Genomic DNA, 26,276 nt, shown 5'->3' with positions numbered 1-26,276 from the left:
GTCTTGACGCCGGGCGGCTGATACATGGACGCTTCCTCTTTTGGCTCGCAGCCTAGCGCGAAACGACGGTTTGCCGCGAGCCTCCGGTCATTGGCATCCGGACTGCTGCATTTGCTGCACGGCAGCAAGCGCGTCGCAAAACCTTCATGCGCGGCCTATACTTGGTCCCCCGTTGATGTTGAAATCCGCATTGCATCCTCTCCCAGACCGGAGCCTGCCATGAAGATCCGCCTTGTCCTTGCGTTGCTGGCGCTGACACTGATCGCGCCGTGGCAATCCGCCAAGGCGGCCGACGTGATCTGCTACAATTGCCCGCCGGAATGGGCCGATTGGGCGTCGATGCTGAAGGCGATCAAGGCGGACCTCAACTACGATATCCCGCATGACAACAAGAATTCCGGTCAGGCACTGGCCCAGATCCTCGCCGAGAAGAGCAATCCGGTCGGCGATATCGGCTATTTCGGCGTGACCTTCGGCATGAAGGCCAAGGCCCAGGACGCGCTCGAGCCATACAAGCCCGCGCATTGGGATCAGGTGCCCGCCGGTCTCAAGGATCCGGACGGCTACTGGACCACGATCCACTCCGGGACGCTCGGCCTGTTCGTGAACAAGGACGCGCTTGGCGGCAAGCCGGTGCCGGCCTGCTGGAAGGACCTCCTGAAGCCGGACTACAAGGGCATGGTCGGCTATCTCGACCCGTCGTCCGCGGCGGTCGGTTATGTCGGCGCGGTCGCCGTCAATCTCGCGCTGGGCGGCTCGCCCACCAATTTCGATCCGGCGATCACCTTCTTCAAGGAACTGCGCAAGAACGATCCGATCGTGCCCAAGCAGACGTCATATGCCCGTGTCGTCTCGGGAGAGATGCCGATCCTGTTCGACTATGACTTCAACGCCTACCGCGCGAAATATTCGGAGAAGGGCAACTTCGAGTTTGTGATTCCCTGCGAGGGCTCGGTGGTGTTTCCCTATGTCGTCGGTCTCGTGAAGAACGCGCCCGACAAGGAGAAGGCCAAGAAGGTGATGGACTATCTGCTGTCCGACAAGGGGCAGGCGATCTGGACCAATGCCTATCTGCGTCCGGCCCGCCCGATCGAGCTGCCTGCTTCCGTGAAGGGCAAATTCCTCCCCGACAGCGACTATGCCCGCGCGAAGAGCGTCGACTGGGGCGAGATGGAAAACGTGCAAAAAGCCTTCGTCGACCGCTATCTCGCCGAGGTCCGCTGAGGCAATATGGTGCCCTCGCAGGGGCACCAATCTTCCGATGTCGCAAAAATCCTTCGTTTGGCTCTGCCTGCTGCCGCTTGTTCTGGTGACGACGGCGTTCTTCTTGTTGCCGATGGCGCGGCTGGTGGTGGCGGGCGCCGAAGGGCCGCACGGGCTCACCGGATACCTCGCAATCCTGACCGAAGGCCGTTATTGCGCAACGCTGATCAATACCGTGCTGCTGGCGGCGGCAACCACGGTCGTCACGCTGATCGTGGCGACGATCGCCGGAATGTTCCTGCAGCGGCACCGCTTTCCCGGGCGGGCCGTGCTGATCGCGATGCTGACCTTTCCGTTGGCGTTTCCCGGCGTGGTGGTCGGCTTCATGATCATTCTGTTGGCAGGCCGGCAAGGGCTGATCGGCGATCTCTCGAACCGGATCTTCGGCGAGAAGTTCGTTTTCGCCTATTCGATCTACGGGCTCTTCCTCGGCTATCTCTACTTCTCGATCCCGCGCGTGATCCTCACCATCATGGCGGCCGTGCAAAAGCTCGATATCGGGCTGGAGGAGGCCGCGCGTTCGCTCGGCGCAAGCCGGTGGGCAGTGCAGCGTGACGTCGTGTTGCCGGCACTGGCGCCGGCCTTCGTTGCGTCCGGCGCGATCGCATTTGCGACCGCTATGGGCGCCTTCGGCACCGCCTTCACGCTGGCGACGAACATCGACGTGCTGCCGATGCTGATCTACACCGAGTTCACGCTGGCCGCCAATTTCGCGACCTCGGCGGCGCTGTCGGTGGGGCTCGGCTTGATCACCTGGTTCATCCTTGCGCTGGCCCGCACGTTCAGCGGAAGCGCGGTCGCGGCGGCCGGGTGAAAGCATGCGCGATCGCCTGATCTTTGCCGGCCAGTTCATCTTCACACTGCTCGTTGCGGCGTTCCTGGTAGTGCCCGCAGGGCTTTCGATCTCCGCCGGCGTCACCGTGAATTATTTCCGGGGCATTCAGTCCGGCGTGACCCTGCAATGGGTCGTGCAGGTCTGGGAACTCTATGCCGGCACCATCCTGCTCTCCTTCGTGATCGCTTTCGCGACACTCGCCGTCACGTTGCTCGCCGGCGTTCCCGCGGCCTACGCGCTGCACGCGCGGGGAGGCCGCCTTGCCCGCATCGTCGAGGAGATCATCACGCTGCCCTTGGCGATCCCCGGGCTTGCGATCGCGCTTGCGCTGTTGCTCGCCTATGGGAGCTTTGGCGGCTTTCGCCGCTCCTGGTTCTTCATCCTGGTCGGCCACGTGATCTTCACCATGCCGTTCATGGTGCGCTCGGTCATGGCGGTGTTTGCGACCGTGGACATCAAGACGCTCGATGAAGGGGCTGCCTCGCTCGGCGCATCGCCATGGCGACGCTTTTGCGATGTCATCGTGCCGAACGCGCTGCCGGGAATTCTCGCCGGTGCACTGATGGTGGTCACGCTATCGCTCGGCGAGTTCAACCTGACCTGGATGCTGCATACGCCGCTGACGAAGACGCTGCCGATCGGGCTCGCCGACAGCTACGCCTCGATGCGGCTCGAAGTGGCCTCGGCCTATACGCTGATCTTCTTCGTGATGATCATTCCGCTGCTGGTTGCGATGCAGCTGCTGGCCGACCGGAATCACAAGCGATGAATACGACCGGGCACGGTGCAGCAGTGCGGATCGAGGCGTGCGGCAAGACCTTTGCCGATGGGACGCGGGCCCTCGATCCCGCGACCCTCGACATTGCGCGCGGTGAGACGCTGGTGCTGCTCGGACCATCCGGATGCGGCAAGACCACGATGCTGCGCATCATCGCGGGCCTCGAGTTACCCGATGCGGGCGGCAAGGTGCTGTTCGACGGCAAGGATATGACCTCGGTCCCGATCGAGCGGCGCAATGTCGGCATGGTGTTTCAGTCCTACGCCCTGTTTCCCAACATGACGGTCGCGGACAATATCGCCTATGGCCTGAAGATCCGGGGTGTTGCCAGGCACGAGCGTGCCGCGCGCGTCGCCGAGTTGGTTGCTCTTACGAACATCACGGGGTTGGAGAACCGCCGCATCGACCAGCTTTCGGGCGGCCAGCGTCAGCGCGTCGCACTGGCACGTGCCGTCGCGATCCGGCCGGGCATCTTGCTGCTCGACGAGCCGTTGACCGCCCTTGATGCCGCCTTGCGCGATCGGCTGCGAGGCGAGCTCAACCGGTTGCTGCGCGCGCTCGGAATCACGACGATCTACGTCACCCATGATCAGTCCGAAGCCATGGAATTGGGCGACCGCATCGTCGTGATGCGGAAAGGTGCGATCGCCCAGATCGGCACGCCGCGCGAGGTCTACTTCGCACCCAAGGACCGCTTCGTGGCGGAGTTCATCGGAGCGGCGAATATAGTTGAAGCTCCGATTGAGAACGGCGCATTGATCCTGCCCGGCGGACGATTGCCGATCGAGGGTGGCGCGACAGCGTCGAACGCGACCGTCATGATCCGTCCCGAAACCATTCGCGTGACGGACGCCGGGGCAGGGCTGCTCTCGGGAGCAGTTGATTCCGTCAGCTTCATCGGCGACCGGCAACGAATTGTCGTGAGTGGTGCATCGAGCAAGCCACTCAATGTCGACGCGCCTAACACAATCCAGGCCAAGGTTGGCGATCGAATCGGGCTTTCGATCGCGGCCGACGCCGTTCGTCTGCTCCCTTTCGAGCCCTGAGATTGATCGATGCCGCCGAAACCGGTTCTCATCGCACAGATATCCGACCTCCACATCAAGCCGCCGGGAGCGCTGGCCTATGGCCGGGTCGATACCGCGAAGGCGCTTGAGCGCTGTGTGGCGGCGCTCGGCGCGTTCGAGCCGGCGCCCGATTTCGTCGTCATCTCGGGCGACCTTGTCGATACGCCGTCGGTCGAGGAATACGACTATCTCAAGCAGTTGCTCGCGCCGCTGCGCCTGCCGTTTGCCGGCATTCCCGGCAATCACGACTCGCGCCAGTGGATGCGCGAAGCGTTTCCGGCCGCGCCCTATGTTCACGCAACAGGTCCGCTCGACCAGAAGATCGAAGTGAATGGCCTCGATCTGCTGCTGCTTGACTCAAGCGTTGCCGGCAAGCCGCACGGCATGCTCGAAGCGTCCACGCTGCAATGGCTGGACGCGGCGCTGGCGACCGCAGTCGACCGGCCGGCGCTGCTTTTCCTGCACCACCCGCCATTCAAGGGCGGCATCTGGCACATGGACCGGCAAGACCTCTTCAATGCCGACGCATTGGCGGAAATCGTCAGGCGTCACCCGCGTGTGCGGTTGATCGGGTGCGGGCACGTCCATCGCGCGATGCTGACCACCTTCGCCGGGATTGCCGTGACAATATGCCCCGCGCCGAACCACGCGGTCGACCTGGACCTCGGACAGCTCCGCGAACCATCGTTCAAGGTGGAACCGCCCGCATTTCATTTGCACACATGGTTTCCCGGGCAGGATTTTGGACAGCTGGTCACACACCAGATCCCCATCGGTCAGTTCGATGGGCCGCATCCGTTCTTTGGACCGGACGGCAAACTGCTGTGAGCGGGTGGCGTTGACCCGTCACACGGACGGGTCCTGCCAGGCGAGATTGCGGTTGATGGGCGGGTTTTCCAGACCAAGGGCGGCCGTTGCCTACAATTGAGCGTTGCAACTAGCCGCATATTTATTCCAAATTGTACCTTCGATGCCTTCTAGCCCGATCTCACCGGCCCGGACCTTTTGTTGCTGTAGGCCCCCGGTGGGGCTATAGTCCTTTCCGCTTTCATTGATCGATGGCTTGTCGGTGTGTCGCGCTGCTGGCGCGCCGATCGAACGCAACACAATCAGTCTGGATCACAATGACCGGTGCGCTGCCCATAGAACGAACTGCCGGCGCGCCGTTGTTTTCAAACAACAAGCTATCGGTGCTGCGCAAGCATCCGTACTTTGCCGATCTCGAGCCCGAGGCATTCGATCAGCTCTGCCGCTATGCCAAGCACACCACGCTGAAGCGCGGAACGACGATCTTCTCCAAGGGCGATCCGGGCACCAGCCTGATCGCGGTGATCTCGGGCACGGTGAAGATCAGCATCTCGTCGCCGGATGGTCGCAATGCGATCCTAAACCTGATCGAGGCAGGAGAGATATTCGGGGAGATCGCGCTGCTCGACGGCTTGTCGCGGACGGCCGATGCCACCGCCAACACCAATTGCGAGCTGTTCGTCATCGACCGGCGCGAGTTCATTCCGTTCGTGCGCAGCCAGCCGACGCTTGCGATGAAGTTCATCGAGCTGCTTTGCGCAAGGTTGCGCTGGACCAGCGACCAGGTCGAGCAGGTGATCCTGCAGGATTTGCCGGGCCGTCTGGCGAGCGCGCTGCTGCGCCTGAGCGACAAGCACAAGCCGCAGGGGCGCACCATCTCGATCACCCAGCAGGAGATCAGCGAGATGGTCGGGATGACCCGCGAGAGCATCAACAAGCAGCTCCGCGCGTGGGCGACACGCGGTTGGGTCAGGCTCGAACATGGCGCGATCGTCGTGCTGAAGCCCGAGTCGCTGCAGGCGCTGGTCGACGCCGGGGCCGATGACGGCGAGTAGTCGCTGCCGTCTGCGCGGTTAGTCCCGCACTTCACGAAACGGTGAACCGGACAAAGCCTGTGAAACCATTCACATCGGCCGTGCGTGCCCTGCGGTAAGTGACGCTTCGGTGGAGCACACTCGCACTGTGGAGGAATCCATGCAGGGCTCTTTCGACAACCGGCAGCGGGATCCGGAAAGCAACTACCGGAGCTTCAGCATCAAGCTGATCGCTTTGCCGGTGCTCGTGATCGTTGCATTGATCGGGATGCTGGTCAGCCACCCCGCCGCGGTCAAATGGATATCGGATGCGGCGCAAGCGGAGTTCGCGGGAACCGACGTCGTCGATGTCGATCCATTGACCAAGATTGCGCAGCCGGCACCCACGGCGCTGCCGCGCAATGAGATGCGGACGGTGAAGGCCAACTGATCGTTGGCACCGTCGTCACGCGGCAACGCCGAGCAGCTTGGCTGCAGTCCGGCCGAGAATGTTGGCCTTGTCGTCGTCGCTCAGCGATGAGCAGGCGAAGATGTGGTCGGCCGGTGCCATTTGCCATGGATAGGGATAGTCGCTTCCCAGCACAATCTGGCCGGCGCCAACCTGGGCGGCGAGATGCCGGATCGCCTCAGGCGTGAACACCAGCGAGTCGAAGTAGATCTGCTTGAGATATTCGGTCGGCGCCTTCTGGAGCTTGATCTCCGGATTGCATCCCTTGGGTCCGACCAGGCAGGGATGGTCCGAGCGATCGGCATAGGAGGGGAGATAGCCGCCGCCATGTGCGGCGATGATCCTCAATCCCGGGAAGCGGTCGAGCGTGCCCTCGAAGATCAAATGGGACAGTGCGATCGTGGTCTCGAGCGGGTTGCCGATGGTGTTGCCGAGCCAGCCATTGCCGGAGAGCCGCCTGCCGAGCTCGGGCACGCCCTGCGGATGGATGAACAGGGGGACGCCGAGTTCCTCGGCCTTGGCCCACACGGGATGAAACCTGGGATCGGAGAATTCGACGCCATCGACCACACCGCCGATCGCCGCGCCCTTCAGCCCCTGTTTCTTCACGGCCGTCTCCAGCTCCTGCACCGCAAGGTCCGGCGCCTGCAGCGTCAGCGCGGCGAAGGCCGCGAACCGCTCGGGCTTCGAAGCGCAGAGTTCGGCGAGCTTTTCATTCTGGATCTTCACGATCTTCCCGGCAAGCTCGCGATCGCGGTCGTACCAGAACGGATTGATCGAGAGCACCTCCATATCGACGGCCTGCGCGTCCATCGCAGCAAGGCGCTTGTCGATTTCGACGAAGGCCTCAGAGGCGCCGTTGACCGGCGGCAGCTGCAGCTTTCCGGCGTCGGCGCCGAGCAGGGCGCCGGCCTCACGGAAGTGGCAATGCGAGTGAATATCGATCGTCTTGATACGCTTGCCGTCGACGGTGACCGGCAATTTCTGGCGCGATTGCTGCGCATTCGCATTGTGGACGAGCCCGCAGCCGCAGAACACGATGCCTGCCGCCGCTGCTCCCGCTTTCAGGAAATCCCGCCTTGTGGTCATGACGACCGTCTCCCTGGTCTTTTTGTTATGGACGGGGAGCCTAGGGGTGCCGGCGAACGGTCGCAAGGTCACACGCTGTGCGTGTCGCGCAATGTTGATCTGCTCAGACCGGTTTGATCCCGGCCTTGGCGATGATGTCGATGGGTTCCGGTGACGGCCGCAGTTCTGCAAGATGCCCGCTTGCCCTCAGTGCAGCACCTGGAGCTGCCGCGGCAGCCATAGCGGGATCTCCGGCAGATAGGTCACGCACATCAGGACAAAGAACATCACCGCATAGAACGGCCAGATCTTGCGCATGACTTGCTCGATCGTGACCTTGCCGACCGCGCAGCCGACAAAAAGAATTGCTCCGACCGGTGGATGGCACAGGCCGATGCCGAGATTGAGCAGCATGATCATGCCGAAATGGACCGGATCGACGCCGAAGTTCTTCATGACAGGCAACAGGATCGGCGTGGCGATCAGGATCGATGGCGCCATGTCGACGAGCGTGCCGAGCACCAGCAGCAAGACGTTGATCAGGAGCAGGATGACGTACTTGTTATCGGAGATCGACAGGAAGAAGGCGGTCATCTTGGCCGGCATCTGCGTCAGGGCCATGATGTAGCCGACGAACTGGCGCGTTAGGAGACAAAGCCCGCATTGCTGCGGAGCTCCGACGCCGCCGGTGACGTCAGCAGTGCGATCAAACGCTGCGCCTGCGATGCAGCCGAGGCCTGCGTTGCAACGGCAGCCGTATACATGGTCGCGAGCCCGTATCGCGGCGGCAACGTGCCCGATAGCACGACGCCCTGCGTGCTGATGATCTCGGTCGATTGCGTGCAACCAATCGGCCGCCGGTCACTGGACCCGGCTAGATGCCGCATCGCCGTCGCGCCGTTCGGATAGATTCTCAGCCGGTCGGCGACGGCGTCGGCAATATCGAGTTGCGCCAGCACTTTGGCGACGTGAATTCCGGCGGTTGATGTCTTGGTATCGGGCACAAAGATGGCGTCCGCATCGAGCAGCACCGCGCGCAGGCCCGCGGCGTCCTCTGCGCTTGCCGGCGGATCGCCGGCGCGGACGGCGAGGGCGGTTTCAACACGCCCGATGTCGATGATCGAGCTGCGCAGAACCAGTCCCTCGTCGGCAAGCTTCGCGATCAGCGCGGCGGTCAGGATGACGATGTCGGTCGGAATGCCGGCACGCAGTCTGTCGGCCATGACGCCGACCGCGCCAAAATCACCGGCAATGCCGAGGCCGGTTTCGGCTTCAAACGCTGGCGCAAGACTGCAGACCAGTCCCTGCGCTGCGCCGCCGCTCAGGATGTTCAACGTCTTCATTTGCACCTGTTCCGTCACCACGGTCTTGGCCGCTACGTGCCTATTCGGTCTTGTCGAGTTTTTTGACGACATCTGCCCACTTCACGATATCGGCGCGCAGAAATTTGTCGAAGGCTTCCGGCGTCATCGTCATCGGCACCGCGCCCTGCTCGGCCCAAAACTTCTCGACCTCCGGCCGCCTGACCGCGGCATTCACGGCCGCGTTGAGTTTCTCGATGATCGGCTGCGGCGTACCCGCTGGTGCCATCAGGCCGAGCCAGATCGTTGCCTCATAACCGGTAACGCCCGCCTCGGTCACGGTCGGAACGTTTGATAGCACCGCGGAACGGGACTTGCCGGTTGTTGCGAGCGCGCGCACCTGGTTCTCGGCAACATTCGGTGCCATCGCCGGAACGGCGTCGATCATCATCTGGACCTGGCCGCCGATGACGCCGCTGCGGGCCTCACCACTGTTGCGGTATGGCACATGCACGATGTTGACCCCGGCCATGGCTTTGAACAACCCCGCCATGTGATACGGCGTCCCCTGACCCGACGAGGCGTAGTTCAGCTTTCCGGGCTCTGCCGTTGCAAGCGCGATGAACTCCTGCAGCGTCCTGGCCGGCACGGCGGGGTGGACCACGATCACCAGATCCGAAGTGTTCAGGGTTGCGATCGGCGTCAGGTCGCGCATCAGCTCATATTTGCGCTGAGGCACCAGCGATTCATTGGCGGTCTGGGTGTTCGACATCATCAGAAGGGTGTAGCCATCGGCCGGCGCCTTCGCGACCTCGAGAGTGCCGATCACGCCGCCGGCGCCGGTGCGGTTCTCCACCACGAAGGGCTGGCCGAGGTTTTCCTGCAAGATGCTGCCGATCTGGCGCGCAACGACATCGGCCGGACCGCCGGGACCAAACGGAACGATGATCCTGACCGGCCGCGCAGGGTAGCCCTCGGCGTCCGCATGTGAACCGGACATCGACACGCTCAGCAATGCCGCGACACACATCAAGGCGTACCGAAAGCCCGCCATTGATCGTCTCCCCCAACTTTAGTCTTCTTTCTTGACCAGAAGTCTAGCTGCAACCTGAAGCATCTGTCGACGACAGACATCGTCTTCACGCATCGGAACAAGGGCGGGAGGACGGTGTACTCAAACTTCGCCATCGCGTGCGGGGAATCAAATGAGGAAACATCCTGGGCTATCGCGCCGCGATCTGCTGAAGGGCGCCAGTGCCGTGCTGGCAGGAACCGCCTTTTCAACACGCGTGATGGCCGCCGCGCCAGCTGCGGAACCGGTTACGCCAGCGCTGATCGAGGCGGCGAAGAAAGAGGGCCAGGTCGTCTACTACACCTCGACCGATCTGCCGGTCGCCGAGAAACTGGCGAAGGCATTCGAGGCGAAGTATGCGGGGATCACTGTGCGTGTCGAACGCACCGGCGCGGAGCGTGTGTTCCAGCGCGTCGGCCAGGAATATTCCAGCAACATTCACGCGGTCGACGTTGTCAATTCCTCCGACGCCGCGCATTTCATCGTGTGGAAGCGCGACGGCATTCTGGCGCCCTATGTCCCGGAGGAGGTCGCGAAATACTATCCGGAGGAGCATCGCGACCCGGATGGCCAGTTCGCAAGCTTCCGGGTCTGGCTCTCGATCATTGCCTACAACACCAATCTCGTGAAGGCCGAGGAGGCGCCGAAGAGCTTCGCCGATCTGCTCGATCCGAAATGGAAGGGCAAGATCGTGAAGGGGCACCCCGGCTATAGCGGCACCATCATGACCGCGACCTATCAGATGCAGCGCGATCTTGGCTGGAGCTTCTTCGAGAAGCTCGCGAAGCAGAACATCATGCAGGTGCAGTCCTCGACCGATCCGCCGAAGAAGCTCGATCTCGGCGAGCGCGCGGTGATGGCCGACGGCAACGAGTACAACATCTTTCAGCTGAAGGAGGCCGGCCGCCCGGTTGAGCCGGTTTACGCCACCGAAGGGTCGCCGATCATTGTCGGCCCCAACGGGATCTTCAAGGACTGTCCGCATCCGAATGCGGCAAGGCTGTTTCAATCGTTCGCGCTCGGGCGCGAGGGGCAGCAGCTCAACGTCGAGATCGGCGGCCTCAGGTCGGTCCACGCGCAGGCTCAAGAGAAAGCCGGGCGCAAGCCGTTAAAGGACATCAAGACGATGAAGGACGACCCCGCCGCGGTGGAGAAGGAAGGGGAATCGATCAAGGCGCACTACACCCGCATCTTCCGCGTTTGACGGACGGAGTGGACCGGGAGCCGAGCATTTGGGCGTTTGCCGCATGGCTTATGCGCGGTTTTTGCCCGGACTGGGTCAATAATGCCCCTCGGCGGAGCGGATATTTGATGTTACCAATTTGGCATGAACCAGCATGCCAAGATCGATATCCGCCATTCCACCTGTCCGCACGACTGCCCCTCGGCATGTGCGCTCGACGTCGAGGTGATCGAAGGACGCTCGATCGGCAGGGTGCGCGGCTCGAAACGGCAGACCTATACGGCCGGAGTGGTCTGCGCCAAGGTCGCGCGCTATGCCGAGCGGATTCACCACGCCGAGCGGCTGATGCATCCGCTGCGCCGGACCGGCCCGAAGGGCTCCGGCCAGTTCGCGCGGATTTCCTGGGACGAGGCGTTGGACGAGATCGCGGCGCGATTCGACGCTGCTGAGCGGGAATTCGGCGCCGAGTCGGTCTGGCCCTATTACTACGCCGGCACCATGGGGCTCGTGATGCGCGACGGCCTCAACCGGCTGTCGCATGTGAAGAAGTATTCGCGCTTCTACGGCACGATCTGCTCGACGATCGCGCGCATCGGCTTCGCCGCCGGGACCGGCAAGATCGCCGGCGTCGATCCGCGCGAGATGGGTGTCTCCGACCTCGTCGTGATCTGGGGCACCAATCCGGTGAACACCCAGGTCAACGTGATGACGCATGCATCGCGCGCGCGGAAGGAGCGCGGCGCCAAGATTGCGGCGGTCGATGTCTACAACAACGAGACCATGAAGCAGGCCGACATCAAGATCCTGCTGCGGCCGGGAACCGATGGCGCCTTCGCCTGCGCCGTGATGCATTTGCTGTTCCGCGAGGGATTTGCCGATCGCGATTATCTCGCGCGCTATACCGATTGCCCCGGCGAGCTGGAAGCGCATCTGAAGACCCGCACGCCGGAATGGGCATCAGTGATCTCGGGCGTGCCGGTCGAGGAGATCGAGGCGTTCGCACGGCTGGTCGGACAGACCCAGCGCTCGTTCTTCCGACTTGGCTACGGCTTCACCCGCAGCCGCAACGGCGCCGCGCAGATGCACGCCGCGCTGTGCATTCCCGCGGTGACCGGCGCCTGGCAATATGAGGGCGGCGGCGCGTTTTTCAACAATGCCGGAATTTGGCGCTTCGACGAGTCGATCATCGAAGGCCACGATGCGATCGATCCCTCGACGCGGGTGCTCGATCAATCGAAGATCGGCCGCATCCTGACCGGCGATGCCGAGGCGCTAAAGGGCGGCGGGCCGGTCAAGGCGATGCTGATCCAGAACACCAATCCGATGACGGTGGCGCCCGAGCAGGCGCTGGTGCGGCAGGGATTTGCCCGCGAGGATCTGTTCGTCGCGGTGCACGAGCAGTTCATGACCGAGACGGCCCAGATGGCCGACATCGTGCTGCCGGCGACGATGTTCATGGAACACGACGACCTTTATTACGGTGGCGGTCATCAGCACATCTCGGTCGGCCCGAAGCTGATCGATCCGCCCGGCGAATGCCGCTCCAACCACGAGGTGCTGCAGGGGCTCGGCCGCCGGCTCAACGCCGTGCATCCCGGCTTCGACATGACGCCGCGGCAGCTGATAGACGCAACTTTGAAGAAAAGCGGGCACGGCGATATCGAGACGCTGGAAGCCGATATTTGGCGCGACCTGCAACCGGATTTCCGCACCTCGCACTATCTCGACGGCTTCGCCCATGCCGACAAGAAGTTCCACTTCAAGGTCGATTGGGGCAAGGTCCCGGTCGGCGCGGGCGGGCTGATGGGCGCGTGGGACAAGATGCCCTCGCTGCCCGACCACTGGACCATCATCGAGGAGGCGGACGCGCAGCATCCGTTCCGGCTCGCGACGTCGCCGTCGCGCAGCTTCCTCAACACCAGCTTCAACGAAACGCCGTCGTCGCAGGCCCGCGAGGGCGCGCCGACCGTGATGATCCACCCCGATGATGCGGCCGCGCTGTCGATCGCCGACGGGGAGGCCGTGACGCTGGGCAACACGCGCGGCGAGACCACGCTGACCGCAAAACTGTTCGATGGCGTTCGCCGCGGCGTGCTGATCGCCGAGTCGATCCATCCGAACAAGTCTCACATCGGCGGGCGCGGCATCAACATGCTGACCGGGGCGGAGGCCGTCGCACCGCTTGGCGGCGCCGCGTTCCATGACAACAAGGTCTGGATCAGGAAGGCGTCCGCCGCCGCTTAAATCCTGCTTGCAGTCGGCGCCGATCCTGCCGCAAATGTCGGCTCGCAACAGCGCACAGGCAAGAAATCAGGCAGGAAACATGACCGACAACAGCGTTCTTCTCGAGAAGCGCGGGCAGGCGTTCTGGATCACCATCAACCGCCCGGACAAGCGCAACGCGCTCAATGCCGGTGTGATCGCAGGCATCGCCAGGGGCTATCGCGAGGCGCATGACGACAAGGACGTGCGCGTCATCGTGCTGACGGGCGCGGGCGACAAGGCGTTCTGCGCCGGCGCCGATCTGCAGAACAGTGGCGCGGCATTCTCGATGGATTTCTCGCGTCCCAATGTCGACTACGCCGACCTGCTGCGGCTGTCGCAGAACGCGACCAAGCCCGCGATCGCGCGGGTCGGCGGCGTCTGCATGGCCGGCGGCATGGGCCTTTTGTGCATGACCGACATGGCGGTGGCCGGCGAGCAGGTGATCTTCGGCCTGCCGGAGGTGAAGGTCGGCGTGTTTCCGATGCAGGTGCTGAGCCTGCTGCAATCGATCGCCCCCGCGCGCCTCATCAACGAATGGGCGCTGACCGGCGAGCCGTTCGATGCGAAGACGGCGCAGGCCGCGGGTCTTCTCAACTACGTCGTGCCGGCAGCTGAGCTCGACGCCAAGGTCGATTGGCTGATCGGCCGCATCGTCGACAAGTCACCGACGGCGATCCGTCGCGGCAAATACGCGATGCGGGCGATTGCATCGATGTCGTTCGACGAAAGCATCGCCTACACCGAAAGCCAGATCGCGCTGCTCGCGATGACCGAGGACGCCAAGGAAGGCCTCAAGGCCTTCGGCGAAAAGCGCAAGCCGACCTGGACGGGGCGCTGAGGCATCACTGTGCCGCTTCGCCTCGCTGCATACGGCCGCTCAGGGTGACGGAATTGGCTTGCTCAGTGTCATCACCCGCGCATGCGGGTGATCCAGTATTCCAGAGACGGTTGTGCTTGAGCCGATAGGCCGCGGCGTACTGGGTCGCCCGGTCCATGTGCGCAATTGCGCACAGGCCGGGCGACGACAACAGTGGATAAGGACAAAGCTTCACGTCCTCTCAGGCGCGCAGTATCAAAATATCGAAAACAACCCCATGCAAAGTAGCTGGGCGGCTGCCGGCGTTCGACGCGGCAGCTTGACACGTCGGGCAAATCAGTGCTCTATTTCCATTATTCCGAAATAGTGCTCCGCTTGCTCGCAACGGCCCGTCTGCGGGGAGAGCCGAAACGCACCGCGCGATGCGTTCCGGTTGAAGAGCCTCCGCGAACGACTGCGATCCGTCGCGGCAAATATGCGATGCGGGCGATCGCGTCGATGCCGTTCGACGAGAGCATCGCTACACCGAAAGCTAGATAGCACTGCTCGCGATGACCGAATACGCCAAGGAAGGCGCCCAAGGCGTTCGGCGAGAAGCGCAAGCCGACCTGGACCGGGCGATAGATAGGGTCATACTCGTCGTTCGAGAGCGGTTACCCGCTCTCGAAATCCCAAGCCAATTGATCAGAACGCTGTGTCGAGCGGCTAAAAAGAGGTGGCTTGGCCAATTATCGCATTCCCGCCGCCGGCCGGCGTCGCTTGAAGGTAGACACCGTCGTTGATAAGCTGAATCGACGAATACACCGAACCGCCGATATTGTTCGGTGGCGACACGCAAGGCGAAAAAGTACTGCCCAGGTTGATCCCGGAGCTCAGGAAGTACTGCGGCGGACTGCCCGTGGGGTTGCCGACTGGATTTCCGGTGCACACCCGTCCGTCAGTCTGCAGGACGTCAAGAGTTTGTTGGCCGACGCCTACGAGCAATTTGCTCAGCTGGCTGTTGATCGGGCCGAACGCGCCGCCAATGGTCGAATGAAGATAGAGGCCATTTGAGCTCCAGTATGCGACGAACTCTCCTTGCCGCAAGCTCGTCACCCCGACAATTCCGGAATAGGAGGCTACCGTCTCCCCGCTGGACGAGACGATCGAGAACAGCCCCGATGAATAGACGACGTAGAGGCCTTGGCCGTTCATCCCCGTCGCAATTGCCTTCACACCGGTGCGCACCTGGGTCCAGCTAGCGGTGGTCGTCAGCACGTACAGGCGACCGTCGGATGTCAGTTCGTAGATGGCGGCGCCACCTTGGCCGCTCGCAATCTGAGCGACTCCGCTACCCGCCGCCAAAACCCAACCTGACGGCGTGCGCTGCCAAAGCGCACCCGCCTTCGTCAGTTGAAACACTGATGATGGTCCTGGCCCCGCTGCAATCGCGGCAACACCGGGGCCAGCCAACGTGATGCCAGTACTATCAACCTGCCATAGCACTCCGGCCCCCGTCTTGTAGTAATAGTCGCCCGATGGTCCTGGCACGACCGTGTCCACGAAGGCAGGCGTTCCAGCGTCGACCACCCATTGAGCTTCCGTCGGATCGCTCGCGAATGCGGTCAGCAGGGAATACATCAGGAATTTCCCGCCCTGATAGTGACCGCCATTCGTACTCGTGAGCGAGCCGACCACCGTCGCAGGAAAGCTCGGGATCGACGACGCTATGGAACGAAGGCTGATGCCATTCACGACCTGATTGGGAGAAACAAGAGTCCCGTTCAAGTGGTTCTTAAGTGTTGTACTAGCGATGACATTAGCAGTGGGGTCGAGGAGCATGTTCGGCCCGACACCCGTCACAAAAAATTGGGCGTGATTGCCGACGGGGTTTGGGGTCGTCGGGTCGGACCGCCATCCCACGGTGTGAATCTTTATCCCGGCGGGTGGGCTCATTCCTGAGGCTTGATAAATCCAGTAGTAAAGACGTATGGCCAGCGACACGTACTGGCTGCAAGACAGCAAATAGTCGCCACTCTGCGACACGTAGCTGTTGTTCAGAAGGTTCGATGCAGAGCCTGCTGCGCGCGAACTGCCGTAGGATGCGGACTCATAAGAGAAGGCGGTCGCCACAATCAGCTTGAGGCCGTCCGGCGCTAGCGAACCGCAAAGGGAGCTGTTGTTGGCCTTCAGGAACATACTGAGCGCGTTCAGGCATTGGGTATTTGAAGCCCCGGGAGCGCCCACCAACTGTGCGAACACGGCGGGGCTCTGCCGTATCGCACTTACCCAAGCCGGATCGAACGACCGGTTCATGGTTCCTGCCGGATCCCAACTCGTCGGACCGGCTCCGGGGAATCTGCATGGATCTGAGCTGAGAGCGTGCGCTGGACTCGCAACGATGAAGGCAAGCAGCAGGGAAGACAACAGGAAGGCAATTTGAGATCGGGCTCTGGCCAGAGGCGTCATTTTGCGCCGAGTGCGGCGGGCATTCTGGTTCATTTTTGCTGTCCTGTAGATCTCGGATTGATGCACGGAAGTGCGTAGCCGCTTGTCGTATTGTCCAAAGCAGAAGTTGATCAGGATAAAGAACGAGGATTTGAGGGAGGGACTTCAATCGCCAAATACGCGTGCGACACTAGGCTACGCGAGCGTTCGGCTAGTTTACGCAAATGTCAGATCCACGACGCTGGCTTCTCAAGGCTTCGTAGATGATCGAGCCACTTCTCATGTAGACAACCAGCGGCGATCTCTTCTGTCCTGTCATCATACTGTTACAACATTTGGATGATTGTGTGCAGACAATCAATTATAGATAGAATATTTGGATCGAAACAAGAAGAGTTTGAAATCTCTCTAAGCCATCGCGAGGGATCCAATGCTCAGGCTGGTGCTGACGTTTGTGCTTTGCGTATTGAGCTTCTCTGTGAAGGCGTCTGCGCCATCTAGTTCGCAACCAGGTTTGCAACTGCAATTCTTTTCTACGAACCAGCTCAATCAGATCGCGTCGGCTGCGACGCAGACGACGGAAGCTCAGTTTGATGCAGCTCAAGGCCAACTTGCGACCCAGCTGACTCGGTGGGGACGCTTGCTTGCTATGGAGATCCGACCCAGCCCGGAAATCTCTCCATTCAGGCGGCAAATTCAAACGGCTATTCCTACTACAAGCGCTCGGATCGCTGGGTCGACGCGGCGGCGAAAAACGTTGCTTGTCCATGAAGACAGGCCTGCAGGTGCCGTGACACGAAGGCACTAGTCATGAGGTCAACGAGGCAGTTCGCGAGCATTGTTCGTGAGAACAGGCTCTGTCAGCATCATCATCGTCGAGGATGGAAGCCGTAGATGCGTAAATTGATCGTCACGCTTGTCACGTGGCTCGCTTTCGCGCCAGCGTTTGCAGCTCAGACCAACTGGACCAACACCTGCACGACATGGCACTTCAATCCGAACAATGTCCGCGACCCGACCATCGTGTTCAACAATACGAGCTTGCCGAATTGGGGCGTGTGCCCGGGGTATGACGGCACTCCCTATGAATTTCATCCATGCAACTTCGCGCCGAACACAACGCCAGCGACTTGTTCGGATGGAACAGGTCCGAAGGATGCCTGCGCGAACACATGGACACAAATCCCGCTTTGGCCCCAGTTCAACATTCCCGCCACAGCGAAGGAGGTCATCCTGACCGGTAACTCCTACATCACTGGTCCGAACCAGTGGACCGCGACGGTCTACGCCTGGTTTCGCGCTCCGGGTTCGACATGGGCGCTCTCACCGATCTTCGATGGCGGCTACATGTCGACATTGATCGTCCATGCACCGGTCGGTCTAGTGAACGGTGTTCCGAATATTGAGATGGCGTGGAGAGCCGAGGGCGCGACGCTCGCACCGGCGCCAAATCCAGATACGGTCGCGCTCGTGATGATTTTGTCCGGGTGGTGCGAATAGGGAAGCAGCAACGAGACAATTTTCGCTCGGTTCCCCGGAACACCACGATGATGCCAGCTATCGGCATCATCGACAGCATCAGCTCCCCAGGCTCACTGACTCCAAAGACCGCTGGAGCGAAGTGGAGCGGATTAGCCCGCGTTGGCCTTCAGGCCAGCGGCTTCGATGCCGGCTACGGCGCAGATCTCGTCATTGTCTGAGGTGTCGCCGCTGACGCCGACGGCGCCGAGCAGGGTCGAGCCGTCCATGATCAGGACGCCGCCGGGGACCGGCACCAGCCGGCCCTGCGCCAGCGTGTTCACGCTGTCGATGAAATAGGCCTGCTCCTGCGCGCGCTGAAACAGCGCCCGCGATCCCATCCCGAGCGCCAGCGCGCCATAGGCCTTGCCGTGGGCGATCTCCGCCCGCATCAGGCTGGTGCCGTCCTGCGCCGCCGTGACCTTCACGGCGCCGCGGGCGTCGAGGATGGTGACCACCAGCGGCTTGAGCTTCTTCTCGACGCCCTTGGCGAGCGCGGCATCCAGAATCTTGCGGGCGGTTTCGAGAGTGAGCTCAGCCATGGGCCTCTTCCTTTGTCGGCAATGATTGGTCGGATTTCGATGTCGCACGTTTCAGGCTCATCGCCAAGACGCTGGCGACATGCAGCGGCGTGCGTCCGCTGCCGTCCTTGATCTGGTGCCGGCAGGAGGTGCCGTCGGCCACGATCAGCGTGTCCTGATCCGCGCCACGCACCGCAGGCAGCAGCGACAGCTCGGCCATCTCGATCGAGGCCTGATAGGTGTCCGCGCCATAGCCGAACGCGCCGGCCATGCCGCAGCAGCTCGACTCGATGGTCTTGACGTCGAGACCGGGCACCAGGCGCAGCACCTTCTCCACCGGCTTGAACGCGCCGAAAGACTTTTGATGGCAATGACCGTGCACGACCGCCTTGCCCGCGACCGCGCCGAGCGGCAGGGCGAGGCGTCCAGCCTCGGCCTCGCGCACCAGAAATTCCTCGAACAGCAGGGCATGCGCGCTGACGGCCTTCGCGGCGTCATCCGAACGCAGCGACAGCAGCTCGTCGCGCAGGGTCAGCAGGCAGCTCGGCTCGAGACCGATGATCGGCACGCCGCGCGCCGCGAACGGCGCGTAGGTCGCCACCAGCCGGTCGAGCTCGGCTCGGGCCTGCTCCACCAGACCCGCCGACAGGAACGTCCGTCCGCAGCACGGCGGCCGGCGGCCGTCCGACGGTTTGGGCAGATGCACGCGGTAGCCGCCGGCGACCAGCACCTCGATCGCGGCGTCGAGATTTTCCCGCTCATAGCCGCGGTTGAACGTATCGGCGAACAGCACGACTTCGCGCCCTTCAGGCGGACCCAGCACCTCGGCGTCCGGCCGGAAGGTGTCGCGGCGAAACGCCGGCAGCGCGCGCTTGGCGCTGATCCCGGCGAGCTTCTCGAACAGCGTGCGTAGCAGCGGGCTCTTGTTGCGCCAGTTCGCGAGCGGCGCGAAGCGCGAGGCGAGATCGACATAGCGCGGCAGATAGCCGACCAGCCGGTCGCGCAGCGACAGGCCATGCGTCGCGGCGCGGGCGGCCAGCACCTCGATCTTCATCTTGGCCATGTCGACCCCGGTCGGGCATTCATGGCGGCAGGCCTTGCAGGAGACGCAAAGTTTCAGCGTCTCCATCATCTCGTCGGAGGCCAGCGCGTCCGCACCCAACTGGCCCGAGATCGCCAGCCGCAACGTGTTGGCGCGGCCGCGGGTAACGTCCTTCTCGTTGCGCGTCGCGCGATAGGACGGGCACATCACGCCGCCTTCGAGTTTCCGGCAGGCGCCGTTGTTGTTGCACATCTCGACCGCGCCCTGGAAACCGCCGCCGGCGCCGGGATAGGCCGACCAGTCCAGCGCCGTCTTCAATTCGCCGACGCGATAGTCCGGCGAAAAACGAAACAGCGAGCGGTCGTCCATCTTGGGCGGATCGACGATCTTGCCCGGATTGAGCGTATTGTCCGGATCGAAGCGCTGCTTGATCTCGCGGAAATCTGCCACGATGCGCGCGCCGAACATGGTCTCGTGGAATTCCGAGCGCACCAGGCCGTCGCCGTGCTCGCCGGAATGCGAGCCCTTGTATTCGCGCACCATCGCGAAGGCCTCCTCGGCAATGGCGCGCATTGCCTTGACGTCCTTCTCAAGCTTGAGGTTGAGCACCGGGCGCACATGCAGGCAACCTTCGGAGGCGTGCGCATACATCGTACCGCGGGTGCCGTGCTTGGCGAACACGGCATTGAGCCGTTCGGTATAATCGGCGAGATGCGGCAGCGGCACCGCGCAATCCTCGACGAACGAGACCGGCTTGCCCTCCTGCTTCATCGACATCATGACGTTGAGTCCGGCCGCGCGGAAATCGGCGATGCCGGATTGCAGCGCGGGCTCGACGATCTCGACCACGCCGCCCCATTTGCGCTGCGGCTTGTCCCAGCCGAAGCCGAGGTCGGCCATCAGCTCGCCGAGCTGCTTCAGGCGGGCGAGGTTGTCGGCCCGATCTTCCTCGGCGAACTCGACCACCAGGATCGCGTCCGGGTCGCCGCGCACGGCGGCGGAAATGATCGGCTGGAACATCGCGATCTCGCGGCCGAGCGCGATCATGGTGCGATCGACCAGCTCGACAGCGATCGGCCGCAGCTTCACCAGATGCTGGGCCGCATCCATCGCCTCGTAGAAGCTGCCGAAATGGCAGACGCCGAGTGCCTTGTTGCGGATGACAGGCCACAGCTTCAGCTCGACCTGCGTCGTGAAGGCGAGGGTGCCTTCCGAGCCGACCAGAAGATGCGCCATGTTGTTCGGCGCGTTGCGCGGCACCAGCGCGTCGAGATTATAGCCGCCGACCCGGCGCTGCACCTTGGGGAATTTGTCTGCGATCTCGGCCGCCTCGCGCTCGCCGAGGTCGAGCATGTCGCGGAACAGCCTCTCACCGCTGTCGGGAGTATTGATCCGCGTCAGGTCGCGCGGCACCTCGCCGAAATGCAGCAGCGTGCCGTCGGCGAGTGCCGCATCCATCGACAGCGTATTGTCGCGCATGGTGCCGTAGCGCAACGAGCGGCCGCCGCAGGAATTGTTGCCGGCCATGCCGCCGATCGTGGCGCGCGACGCAGTCGAGACGTCGACCGGAAACCACAGCCCATGCTTCTTCAGCTGACGGTTGAGATCGTCGAGCACGATGCCGGGCTCGACCACGCAGATGCGGTTCTCGACGTCGAGCGAGAGGATCCGGTTCAGGTGCTTGGAGAGGTCGACCACGATGCCGTCATTGACGGTTTGGCCGCATTGCGAGGTGCCGCCGCCGCGCGGGGTGACGATCCGCCCGGCGTCGCGGACGATCGCCAGCGTCCGCAGCGCCTCGTCGACGGTGCGCGGCACCACCACGCCGGCCGGCATGATCTGGTAGAACGAGGCATCGGTCGCGTAGCGGCCGCGGTTGAAGGCATCGAAAAAGACGTCGCCGGTCAGTTCGGACCGCAGGCGCTGTTCGAGCGAGGAGGCGTTCTTCATCCCAGATCCGATGTGATCCGCGGCGCAATCCATATTGCCCGGGAATTATTCATTCGATTGAGCCGAGAATTACATTATGAATTCAAAATGAGCAACTAGCTGCCCTGAGGCGTCGTCTCTGGGGCGGCGTCCGGCGCCTCGGCGAGGTGCTCGAGGGCGGCGCCCCGCTTGTTGCGCAGATGGGCGAACAGGATGTCGCTGAGCTCGCTTCCGGCGCGGCGGCGCAGCGCATCGAGGATCGCCTCGTGCTCGCGCATCGCCTCGGCCCAGCGCTGCCGCTTGCGGGCGAAATTGGCGGAGTAGCGCACACGCCGGATCCGGCCGGCGAAGTTGGCGTAGGTCGTCTTCAGCGTCTCGTTGCGCGCGGCCGCGACGATGCGCTCGTGGATCTGCTGGTTGGTCTGGAAATAGCCGTGCATGTCGCGGTGCAGATAGTGACCGTACATCTCGTAGTGCAGCCGCTCGATCGCGGCGATTTCCTCGTCCGTAATGCTCTCGCATGCCAGCCGTCCGGCGAGGCTCTCCAACCCGGCCATGACGTCGAACAGTTCCTCGAGGTCGCGCTGGCTGAGCTGGCGCACCCGCGCGCCGCGATTGGGCAAGAGCTCGATCAGGCCTTCGGCGGCCAGCACCTTAAGGGCCTCGCGCAGCGGCGTCCTGGAGATCCCCAGCATTTCGCACAGCTGGCGTTCCGGAACGCGGGCGCCCTCGGGAATGTTGCCTTCCACGACGTAGTCGCGGAGCCGCAGCAGGATCTCGCCGTGAAGCGAGGCCTCCTGGCGGTCGCTGCCGTTGCCGGCGGCGGGCGGGGTGATCGGAACCCCGGTCTCGGGAATCGCAGATTTCATATTCTGAACAATAATTTGCCGGCGCGGTCGCGTCGATCTCCACAATCGAATACCAAAATTGGATTGAAAATACAAAAAATGAATGCAAAATGGCTACCCAAGGAGCCGAAATCCGGCGATTGGGAGGTTCTCATGCATCAAGGACGCCATTTTCTGCAGATTCCAGGGCCGAGCCCCGTCCCGGATCGCATTCTTCGCGCGATGGACATGCCGGTCATCGACCACCGGAGCGCGGAGTTTGCCGAGCTTGGCCGCACCGTGCTTGAGGGAAGCGGCAAGATCTTCCAGACCGCAGGCCCGGTGGTGATCTTCCCGTCGTCGGGCACCGGCGCCTGGGAAGCCGCGATCGTCAACACGCTGTCGCCCGGCGACAAGGTCCTGATGGTCGAGACCGGCCACTTCGCCACGCTGTGGCGGCAGCTCGCTGGCCGCTTCGGCATCGAGGTCGACTTCATTGCCGGTGATTGGCGGCGCGGCGCCGATCCTGCGTTGATCGAAGCAAGGCTCGCCGCGGACACCGCGCACAGCATCAAGGCGGTGATGGTCGTCCACAACGAGACCTCGACCGGCGCGACCAGCCGGATCGCCGACATCCGTGCCGCCATCGACCGCACCGCGCATCCGGCGCTATTGATGGTCGATACCATTTCCTCGCTCGGCTCGGTCGATTACCGGCACGACGAGTGGAAGGTCGATGTCAGCGTCAGCTGCTCGCAGAAGGGTTTTATGCTGCCGCCCGGCCTCGGCTTCAACGCCATTTCGGAGAAGGCCCGCGCCGCGTCGCGTACCAACAAGATGCCGCGCTCCTATTTCGATTGGGAGGAAATGCTGAAGCCGAACGCCAAGGGCTTCTTCCCCTATACGCCGGCGACGAACCTGCTCTACGGGTTGCGCGAGGCGATCGCGATGCTGCTGGAAGAGGGGCTGGACAACGTGTTCGCCCGCCATCGGCGGCTCGCCGCCGCGACGCGCGCGGCCGTCGATCAATGGGGGCTCGAGAATCTCTGCCAGGAGCCGTCGGAATTCTCGCCGGTGCTGACCGCGGTGATGATGCCGCCCGGCCATGATGCCGATCAGTTCCGCAAGGCCGTGCTCGACAATTTCAACATGTCGCTCGGTGCCGGCCTGTCGAAGGTCGCCGGCAAGGTGTTCCGCATCGGTCATCTCGGCGAATGTAACGAGCTGACGCTGCTCGGCGCGCTCACCGGCGTCGAGATGGGGCTGTCGGTTGCCGGCGTGCCGCACCGCTCGGGCGGCGTCGAGGCGGCGATGCGGCTGCTCGAGCAGCGCGATCAACGCAACGCGTCGTCGCATCTGAAGGTGGTCAGCACGTAGCGACACCGACAACTAAAAATCGCCGATCAGGGAGGGGAAGGATATGAGGCTTCGGTTCAAGGCCACCCATGTCGTGTTGGCCATGCTCTGCGTGATGTATTTCATCACCTATGTCGACCGCGTCAACATCGGCACCGCGGCCAGCGAGATCCAGAAGGAGCTCGGTCTGTCCAACACCGAGCTTGGCCTGGTGTTCTCGGCCTTCGCCTATCCGTATCTGCTGTTCCAGGTGATCGGCGGCTGGGTCGGCGATCGTTTCGGGCCGCGCAAGACCTTGTTCTGGTGCGGCATGATCTGGGCTGCGGCGACCATCATGACCGGCTTTGTCCATGGTCTCGCCGCGCTGTTCGTCGCGCGCTTCGCGCTGGGGTTCGGCGAAGGCGCGACGTTCCCGACCGCGACGCGTGCGATGCAGTACTGGACGCCCGCGAACCGCCGCGGCTTCGCGCAAGGCCTGACGCACGCCTTTGCACGGCTCGGCAACGCGGTGACCCCGCCGGTGGTCGCGCTCCTGATCCTGTGGCTGACATGGCGCGGCGCCTTCGTGGTGCTCGGCATTGTCAGTCTGATCTGGGGTGTTGTGTGGGTCTGGTACTTCCGCAACCAGCCGGGCGACCATGGCTCCATCACGGCGGCCGAGCTTGCGACGTTGCCGCCGCGGCCGCAAGGCGAGCGGCCGAAGGTGCCGTGGGGCCCGCTGTTGCAGCGGATGTGGCCGGTGACGTTGACGTACTTCTGCTACGGCTGGTGCCTGTGGCTCTACCTCAACTGGCTGCCGCTGTTCTTCAAGAACAACTACAGCCTCGATCTGAAGAACTCGGCGCTGTTCGCATCCGGCGTGTTTTTTGCCGGCGTCGTCGGCGACAGCGTCGGCGGCGTCATCTCCGACCGCATCCTCGAACGCACCGGCAATGTGCGGCTGGCGCGACTTAGCGTTACTGTCGTGGGTTTCGCTGGCGCGCTGCTCTCGCTGATGCCGATCCTGTTCGTTCACGACATCACGGTGGTCGCGCTCTGCCTGTCGGCCGGTTTCTTCTGTGCCGAGCTCGTGATCGGCCCGATGTGGTCGATCCCGATGGATATCGCGCCGAAATATTCCGGCACCGCGGCCGGGCTCATGAACAGCGGCTCGGCGTTTGCGGCGATCGTCTCGCCGCTGGTTGCCGGCTTCGTCATCGACGCCACCGGGAACTGGTACCTGCCGTTCCTGATGTCGATGGGGCTGCTGCTGCTCGGTGGTTTCTCGGCGTTCCTGATGCACCCCGAGCGCCCGTTCGAGGAGGCAAACGAATCGGTGGTGCCGGGCAAGGTGGTGGCCGCCGAATGAGCGGCTGCCGGCCTCCGCGGAGCGCCGTCAGATATGCATGACGGCCCCCCGCCGGGCCTAGGACAAACCGGGCGAATAGTGATATGCGAGCGGCTTACCAAGACCAAGGCAAGACCGGGAAAGACGCTCATGACCGTGCATACTGGAAGGCATTTTCTGCAGATTCCGGGACCGACCAACGTGCCGGACCGGGTGCTGCGGGCGATGGACATGCCGACCATGGACCATCGCGGTGCCGAATTCGCAGAGATCGGCTTTGCCGTGCTTTCCGCGATGCAGCGTGTGTTCCGCACCAAGCAGCCCGTGATCATCTACCCCTCGTCGGGGACCGGCGCCTGGGAGGCCGCGATCGTCAACACGCTGCAGCCGGGCGACAAGGTCCTGATGTGCGAGACCGGCCAGTTCGCGATGCTGTGGCATGGCATCGCCGACAAGTTCAAGCTCGACGTCGATTTCATTCCGGGCGACTGGCGCCACGGCGCCGACCTCGAGCAGATCGAGGCGAGGCTTGCCGCCGACAAGGCGCACAAGATCAAGGCCGTCTGCGTGGTCCATAACGAGACCTCGACTGCATGCGTCACCTATCCGCGCGACGTCCGCAAGATCCTCGACACCTTGAAGCATCCGGCGCTGTTGATGGTCGACACCATCTCGGGCCTCGGCTCGCTCGAATATGAACACGATGCCTGGGGCATCGACGTCTCGATCGCCGGCTCCCAGAAGGGGCTGATGCTGCCGCCCGGCCTCGGCTTCAACGCCGTGTCGGACAAGGCGCTGGCGGTGGCCAAAGCCAATCCGGGGATGCGCTCCTATTGGGACTGGCAGGAGGTCATCAACATCAACAAGGCCGGCACCTGGCCGTATACGCCCGCCACCAATCTGCTGTTCGGCCTGCGCGAGGCCGTGAAGATGCTGGAGGAGGAGGGGCTGGAGAACGTCTTCGCCCGCCACAAGCGCCACAGCGAAGCGACGCGTGCCGCCATCAAGGTCTGGGGGCTGGAGACGCAGTGTCAGGAACAGGGCGCGCATTCGCCGGCGCTGACCGCGGTGCGCGTGCCTGACGGCCACGACGCCGACCACTTCCGCAAGGTCGTGCTCGAGAATTTCGACATGTCGCTCGGCACCGGCCTCAACAAGGTCAAGGGCAAGGTGTTCCGGATCGGGCATATCGGCCACTTCAACGATTTGATGTTGATGGGCACGCTGTCCGGCGTCGAGATGGGTCTTGATCTGGCCAAGGTGCCGCATCGCAGCGGCGGCGTGCTGGCGGCGATGGAGGTCCTCAAGGGACGCGACCCGTCGCAGGCCTCGAAAGCCGTTGCTTGAGTAGGCTGGCCTGAAATCTTATCGCAAAGAACAGAAAGAGCGAG

At 63.0% G+C, this 26,276-nt stretch carries 21 protein-coding genes and 2 pseudogenes; 15 read left to right on the top strand and 8 right to left on the bottom strand.

The window, feature by feature from the left end:
• Positions 1-219 precede the first annotated feature (219 nt).
• The 7 genes from AAFG13_RS12375 (at position 220) to AAFG13_RS12345 (ending at position 6,214) form a co-directional block, all read left to right on the top strand.
• Entirely contained in the window at positions 220-1,224 is a 1,005-nt protein-coding gene (locus AAFG13_RS12375) for an ABC transporter substrate-binding protein (RefSeq protein ID WP_212310226.1), read from the top strand.
• Between the two features lie 37 nt (positions 1,225-1,261).
• Entirely contained in the window at positions 1,262-2,077 is an 816-nt protein-coding gene (locus AAFG13_RS12370; RefSeq protein ID WP_342712154.1) for an ABC transporter permease, read from the top strand.
• Positions 2,078-2,081: 4 nt separating this feature from the next.
• Complete coding sequence (locus AAFG13_RS12365) at positions 2,082-2,867, top strand: ABC transporter permease subunit (RefSeq protein ID WP_212310224.1); 786 nt, start codon at positions 2,082-2,084, stop codon at positions 2,865-2,867.
• Positions 2,864-3,922 (top strand): ABC transporter ATP-binding protein, encoded by a 1,059-nt coding sequence (locus tag AAFG13_RS12360; RefSeq protein ID WP_342712153.1) that lies wholly within the window; start codon positions 2,864-2,866, stop codon positions 3,920-3,922. Before AAFG13_RS12365 ends, AAFG13_RS12360 begins: the two co-directional genes overlap by 4 nt.
• A 9-nt stretch (positions 3,923-3,931) precedes the next feature.
• A complete protein-coding gene (locus AAFG13_RS12355) occupies positions 3,932-4,771 on the top strand; it encodes a phosphodiesterase (protein ID WP_212310222.1) in 840 nt (279 codons plus the stop codon).
• 296 nt (positions 4,772-5,067) lie between these two features.
• Positions 5,068-5,805 carry a Crp/Fnr family transcriptional regulator gene (locus tag AAFG13_RS12350; RefSeq protein ID WP_092115577.1) on the top strand — a complete coding sequence of 246 codons (738 nt, stop codon included), beginning with the start codon at positions 5,068-5,070 and terminating at the stop codon, positions 5,803-5,805.
• Between the two features lie 139 nt (positions 5,806-5,944).
• Entirely contained in the window at positions 5,945-6,214 is a 270-nt protein-coding gene (locus AAFG13_RS12345) for a hypothetical protein (RefSeq protein WP_212310221.1), read from the top strand.
• A gap of 15 nt (positions 6,215-6,229) precedes the next feature.
• Here the strand turns inward: AAFG13_RS12345 and AAFG13_RS12340 are convergent, their stop codons facing one another.
• The 4 genes and pseudogenes from AAFG13_RS12340 to AAFG13_RS12325 form a co-directional block, all read right to left on the bottom strand.
• Positions 6,230-7,321 (bottom strand): amidohydrolase family protein, encoded by a 1,092-nt coding sequence (locus tag AAFG13_RS12340; protein WP_212310220.1) that lies wholly within the window; start codon positions 7,319-7,321, stop codon positions 6,230-6,232.
• Between the two features lie 186 nt (positions 7,322-7,507).
• A pseudogene (locus AAFG13_RS12335) lies at positions 7,508-7,933 on the bottom strand (TRAP transporter large permease subunit); the annotation flags it as partial.
• Between the two features lie 11 nt (positions 7,934-7,944).
• Positions 7,945-8,643: a substrate-binding domain-containing protein gene (locus AAFG13_RS12330; protein ID WP_212310219.1), complete on the bottom strand. Its 699-nt coding sequence runs from the start codon at positions 8,641-8,643 to the stop codon at positions 7,945-7,947.
• A gap of 40 nt (positions 8,644-8,683) precedes the next feature.
• Positions 8,684-9,655 (bottom strand): tripartite tricarboxylate transporter substrate binding protein, encoded by a 972-nt coding sequence (locus AAFG13_RS12325; RefSeq protein ID WP_342712152.1) that lies wholly within the window; start codon positions 9,653-9,655, stop codon positions 8,684-8,686.
• Between the two features lie 151 nt (positions 9,656-9,806).
• Between AAFG13_RS12325 and AAFG13_RS12320 the strand changes: the two genes are divergently transcribed.
• The 4 genes and pseudogenes from AAFG13_RS12320 to AAFG13_RS12305 form a co-directional block, all read left to right on the top strand.
• On the top strand, positions 9,807-10,877 hold the full coding sequence (locus AAFG13_RS12320; protein WP_342712151.1) for an extracellular solute-binding protein: 1,071 nt from the start codon (positions 9,807-9,809) through the stop codon (positions 10,875-10,877).
• Positions 10,878-11,000: 123 nt separating this feature from the next.
• Positions 11,001-13,100 carry a molybdopterin oxidoreductase family protein gene (locus AAFG13_RS12315; protein ID WP_342712150.1) on the top strand — a complete coding sequence of 700 codons (2,100 nt, stop codon included), beginning with the start codon at positions 11,001-11,003 and terminating at the stop codon, positions 13,098-13,100.
• 79 nt (positions 13,101-13,179) lie between these two features.
• Positions 13,180-13,959, top strand: coding sequence for an enoyl-CoA hydratase/isomerase family protein (locus AAFG13_RS12310; protein WP_342712149.1), 780 nt, complete (start codon positions 13,180-13,182; stop codon positions 13,957-13,959).
• A 405-nt stretch (positions 13,960-14,364) separates the two neighbouring features.
• Positions 14,365-14,562, top strand: a pseudogene (locus AAFG13_RS12305) (hypothetical protein); the annotation flags it as partial.
• Between the two features lie 81 nt (positions 14,563-14,643).
• On the opposite strand, the gene AAFG13_RS12300 reads toward AAFG13_RS12305, so the two are convergent.
• Positions 14,644-16,419 carry a hypothetical protein gene (locus tag AAFG13_RS12300; protein WP_342712148.1) on the bottom strand — a complete coding sequence of 592 codons (1,776 nt, stop codon included), beginning with the start codon at positions 16,417-16,419 and terminating at the stop codon, positions 14,644-14,646.
• An 840-nt stretch (positions 16,420-17,259) separates the two neighbouring features.
• Here AAFG13_RS12300 and AAFG13_RS12295 point away from each other — a divergent pair.
• Positions 17,260-17,865, top strand: coding sequence for a hypothetical protein (locus AAFG13_RS12295; RefSeq protein ID WP_212310213.1), 606 nt, complete (start codon positions 17,260-17,262; stop codon positions 17,863-17,865).
• A 131-nt stretch (positions 17,866-17,996) separates the two neighbouring features.
• On the opposite strand, the gene AAFG13_RS12290 is transcribed toward AAFG13_RS12295, so the two are convergent.
• From AAFG13_RS12290 to AAFG13_RS12280, 3 genes are all read right to left on the bottom strand, one after another.
• Entirely contained in the window at positions 17,997-18,425 is a 429-nt protein-coding gene (locus AAFG13_RS12290; RefSeq protein ID WP_212310212.1) for a heme-binding protein, read from the bottom strand.
• Positions 18,418-21,396, bottom strand: a complete 2,979-nt coding sequence (locus tag AAFG13_RS12285) for an FAD-binding and (Fe-S)-binding domain-containing protein (RefSeq protein ID WP_212310211.1) — start codon at positions 21,394-21,396, stop codon at positions 18,418-18,420. Before AAFG13_RS12285 ends, AAFG13_RS12290 begins: the two co-directional genes overlap by 8 nt.
• 95 nt (positions 21,397-21,491) lie before the next feature.
• Complete coding sequence (locus AAFG13_RS12280; protein ID WP_342712147.1) at positions 21,492-22,244, bottom strand: GntR family transcriptional regulator; 753 nt, start codon at positions 22,242-22,244, stop codon at positions 21,492-21,494.
• A gap of 132 nt (positions 22,245-22,376) precedes the next feature.
• On the opposite strand from AAFG13_RS12280, the gene AAFG13_RS12275 reads away from it, so the two are divergent.
• From AAFG13_RS12275 to AAFG13_RS12265, 3 genes are all read left to right on the top strand, one after another.
• Positions 22,377-23,579, top strand: a complete 1,203-nt coding sequence (locus tag AAFG13_RS12275; RefSeq protein ID WP_342712146.1) for an alanine--glyoxylate aminotransferase family protein — start codon at positions 22,377-22,379, stop codon at positions 23,577-23,579.
• A gap of 43 nt (positions 23,580-23,622) precedes the next feature.
• A complete protein-coding gene (locus AAFG13_RS12270) occupies positions 23,623-24,906 on the top strand; it encodes an MFS transporter (RefSeq protein WP_342712145.1) in 1,284 nt (427 codons plus the stop codon).
• Between the two features lie 129 nt (positions 24,907-25,035).
• Positions 25,036-26,232 (top strand): aminotransferase class V-fold PLP-dependent enzyme, encoded by a 1,197-nt coding sequence (locus AAFG13_RS12265; RefSeq protein ID WP_342712144.1) that lies wholly within the window; start codon positions 25,036-25,038, stop codon positions 26,230-26,232.
• Positions 26,233-26,276 lie beyond the last annotated feature (44 nt).

The organism is Bradyrhizobium sp. B124, assembly GCF_038967635.1.
GTDB lineage: Bacteria > Pseudomonadota > Alphaproteobacteria > Rhizobiales > Xanthobacteraceae > Bradyrhizobium.
The sequence above is the reverse complement of the archived record's forward strand: the minus strand, read 5'-3'. Positions and strand labels throughout refer to the sequence as shown.

Excerpts from the sequence above, each read along its gene's own strand:
- AAFG13_RS12375 (WP_212310226.1), top strand. The coding sequence starts at position 220 with ATGAAGATCCGCCTTGTCCTTGCGTTGCTGGCGCTGACACTGATCGCG.
- AAFG13_RS12370 (WP_342712154.1), top strand. The coding sequence starts at position 1,262 with ATGTCGCAAAAATCCTTCGTTTGGCTCTGCCTGCTGCCGCTTGTTCTG.
- AAFG13_RS12365 (WP_212310224.1), top strand. The coding sequence starts at position 2,082 with ATGCGCGATCGCCTGATCTTTGCCGGCCAGTTCATCTTCACACTGCTC.
- AAFG13_RS12360 (WP_342712153.1), top strand. The coding sequence starts at position 2,864 with ATGAATACGACCGGGCACGGTGCAGCAGTGCGGATCGAGGCGTGCGGC.
- AAFG13_RS12355 (WP_212310222.1), top strand. The coding sequence starts at position 3,932 with ATGCCGCCGAAACCGGTTCTCATCGCACAGATATCCGACCTCCACATC.
- AAFG13_RS12350 (WP_092115577.1), top strand. The coding sequence starts at position 5,068 with ATGACCGGTGCGCTGCCCATAGAACGAACTGCCGGCGCGCCGTTGTTT.
- AAFG13_RS12345 (WP_212310221.1), top strand. The coding sequence starts at position 5,945 with ATGCAGGGCTCTTTCGACAACCGGCAGCGGGATCCGGAAAGCAACTAC.
- AAFG13_RS12340 (WP_212310220.1), bottom strand. The coding sequence starts at position 7,321 with ATGACCACAAGGCGGGATTTCCTGAAAGCGGGAGCAGCGGCGGCAGGC.
- AAFG13_RS12330 (WP_212310219.1), bottom strand. The coding sequence starts at position 8,643 with ATGAAGACGTTGAACATCCTGAGCGGCGGCGCAGCGCAGGGACTGGTC.
- AAFG13_RS12325 (WP_342712152.1), bottom strand. The coding sequence starts at position 9,655 with ATGGCGGGCTTTCGGTACGCCTTGATGTGTGTCGCGGCATTGCTGAGC.
- AAFG13_RS12320 (WP_342712151.1), top strand. The coding sequence starts at position 9,807 with ATGAGGAAACATCCTGGGCTATCGCGCCGCGATCTGCTGAAGGGCGCC.
- AAFG13_RS12315 (WP_342712150.1), top strand. The coding sequence starts at position 11,001 with ATGAACCAGCATGCCAAGATCGATATCCGCCATTCCACCTGTCCGCAC.
- AAFG13_RS12310 (WP_342712149.1), top strand. The coding sequence starts at position 13,180 with ATGACCGACAACAGCGTTCTTCTCGAGAAGCGCGGGCAGGCGTTCTGG.
- AAFG13_RS12300 (WP_342712148.1), bottom strand. The coding sequence starts at position 16,419 with ATGAACCAGAATGCCCGCCGCACTCGGCGCAAAATGACGCCTCTGGCC.
- AAFG13_RS12295 (WP_212310213.1), top strand. The coding sequence starts at position 17,260 with ATGCGTAAATTGATCGTCACGCTTGTCACGTGGCTCGCTTTCGCGCCA.
- AAFG13_RS12290 (WP_212310212.1), bottom strand. The coding sequence starts at position 18,425 with ATGGCTGAGCTCACTCTCGAAACCGCCCGCAAGATTCTGGATGCCGCG.
- AAFG13_RS12285 (WP_212310211.1), bottom strand. The coding sequence starts at position 21,396 with ATGAAGAACGCCTCCTCGCTCGAACAGCGCCTGCGGTCCGAACTGACC.
- AAFG13_RS12280 (WP_342712147.1), bottom strand. The coding sequence starts at position 22,244 with ATGAAATCTGCGATTCCCGAGACCGGGGTTCCGATCACCCCGCCCGCC.
- AAFG13_RS12275 (WP_342712146.1), top strand. The coding sequence starts at position 22,377 with ATGCATCAAGGACGCCATTTTCTGCAGATTCCAGGGCCGAGCCCCGTC.
- AAFG13_RS12270 (WP_342712145.1), top strand. The coding sequence starts at position 23,623 with ATGAGGCTTCGGTTCAAGGCCACCCATGTCGTGTTGGCCATGCTCTGC.
- AAFG13_RS12265 (WP_342712144.1), top strand. The coding sequence starts at position 25,036 with ATGACCGTGCATACTGGAAGGCATTTTCTGCAGATTCCGGGACCGACC.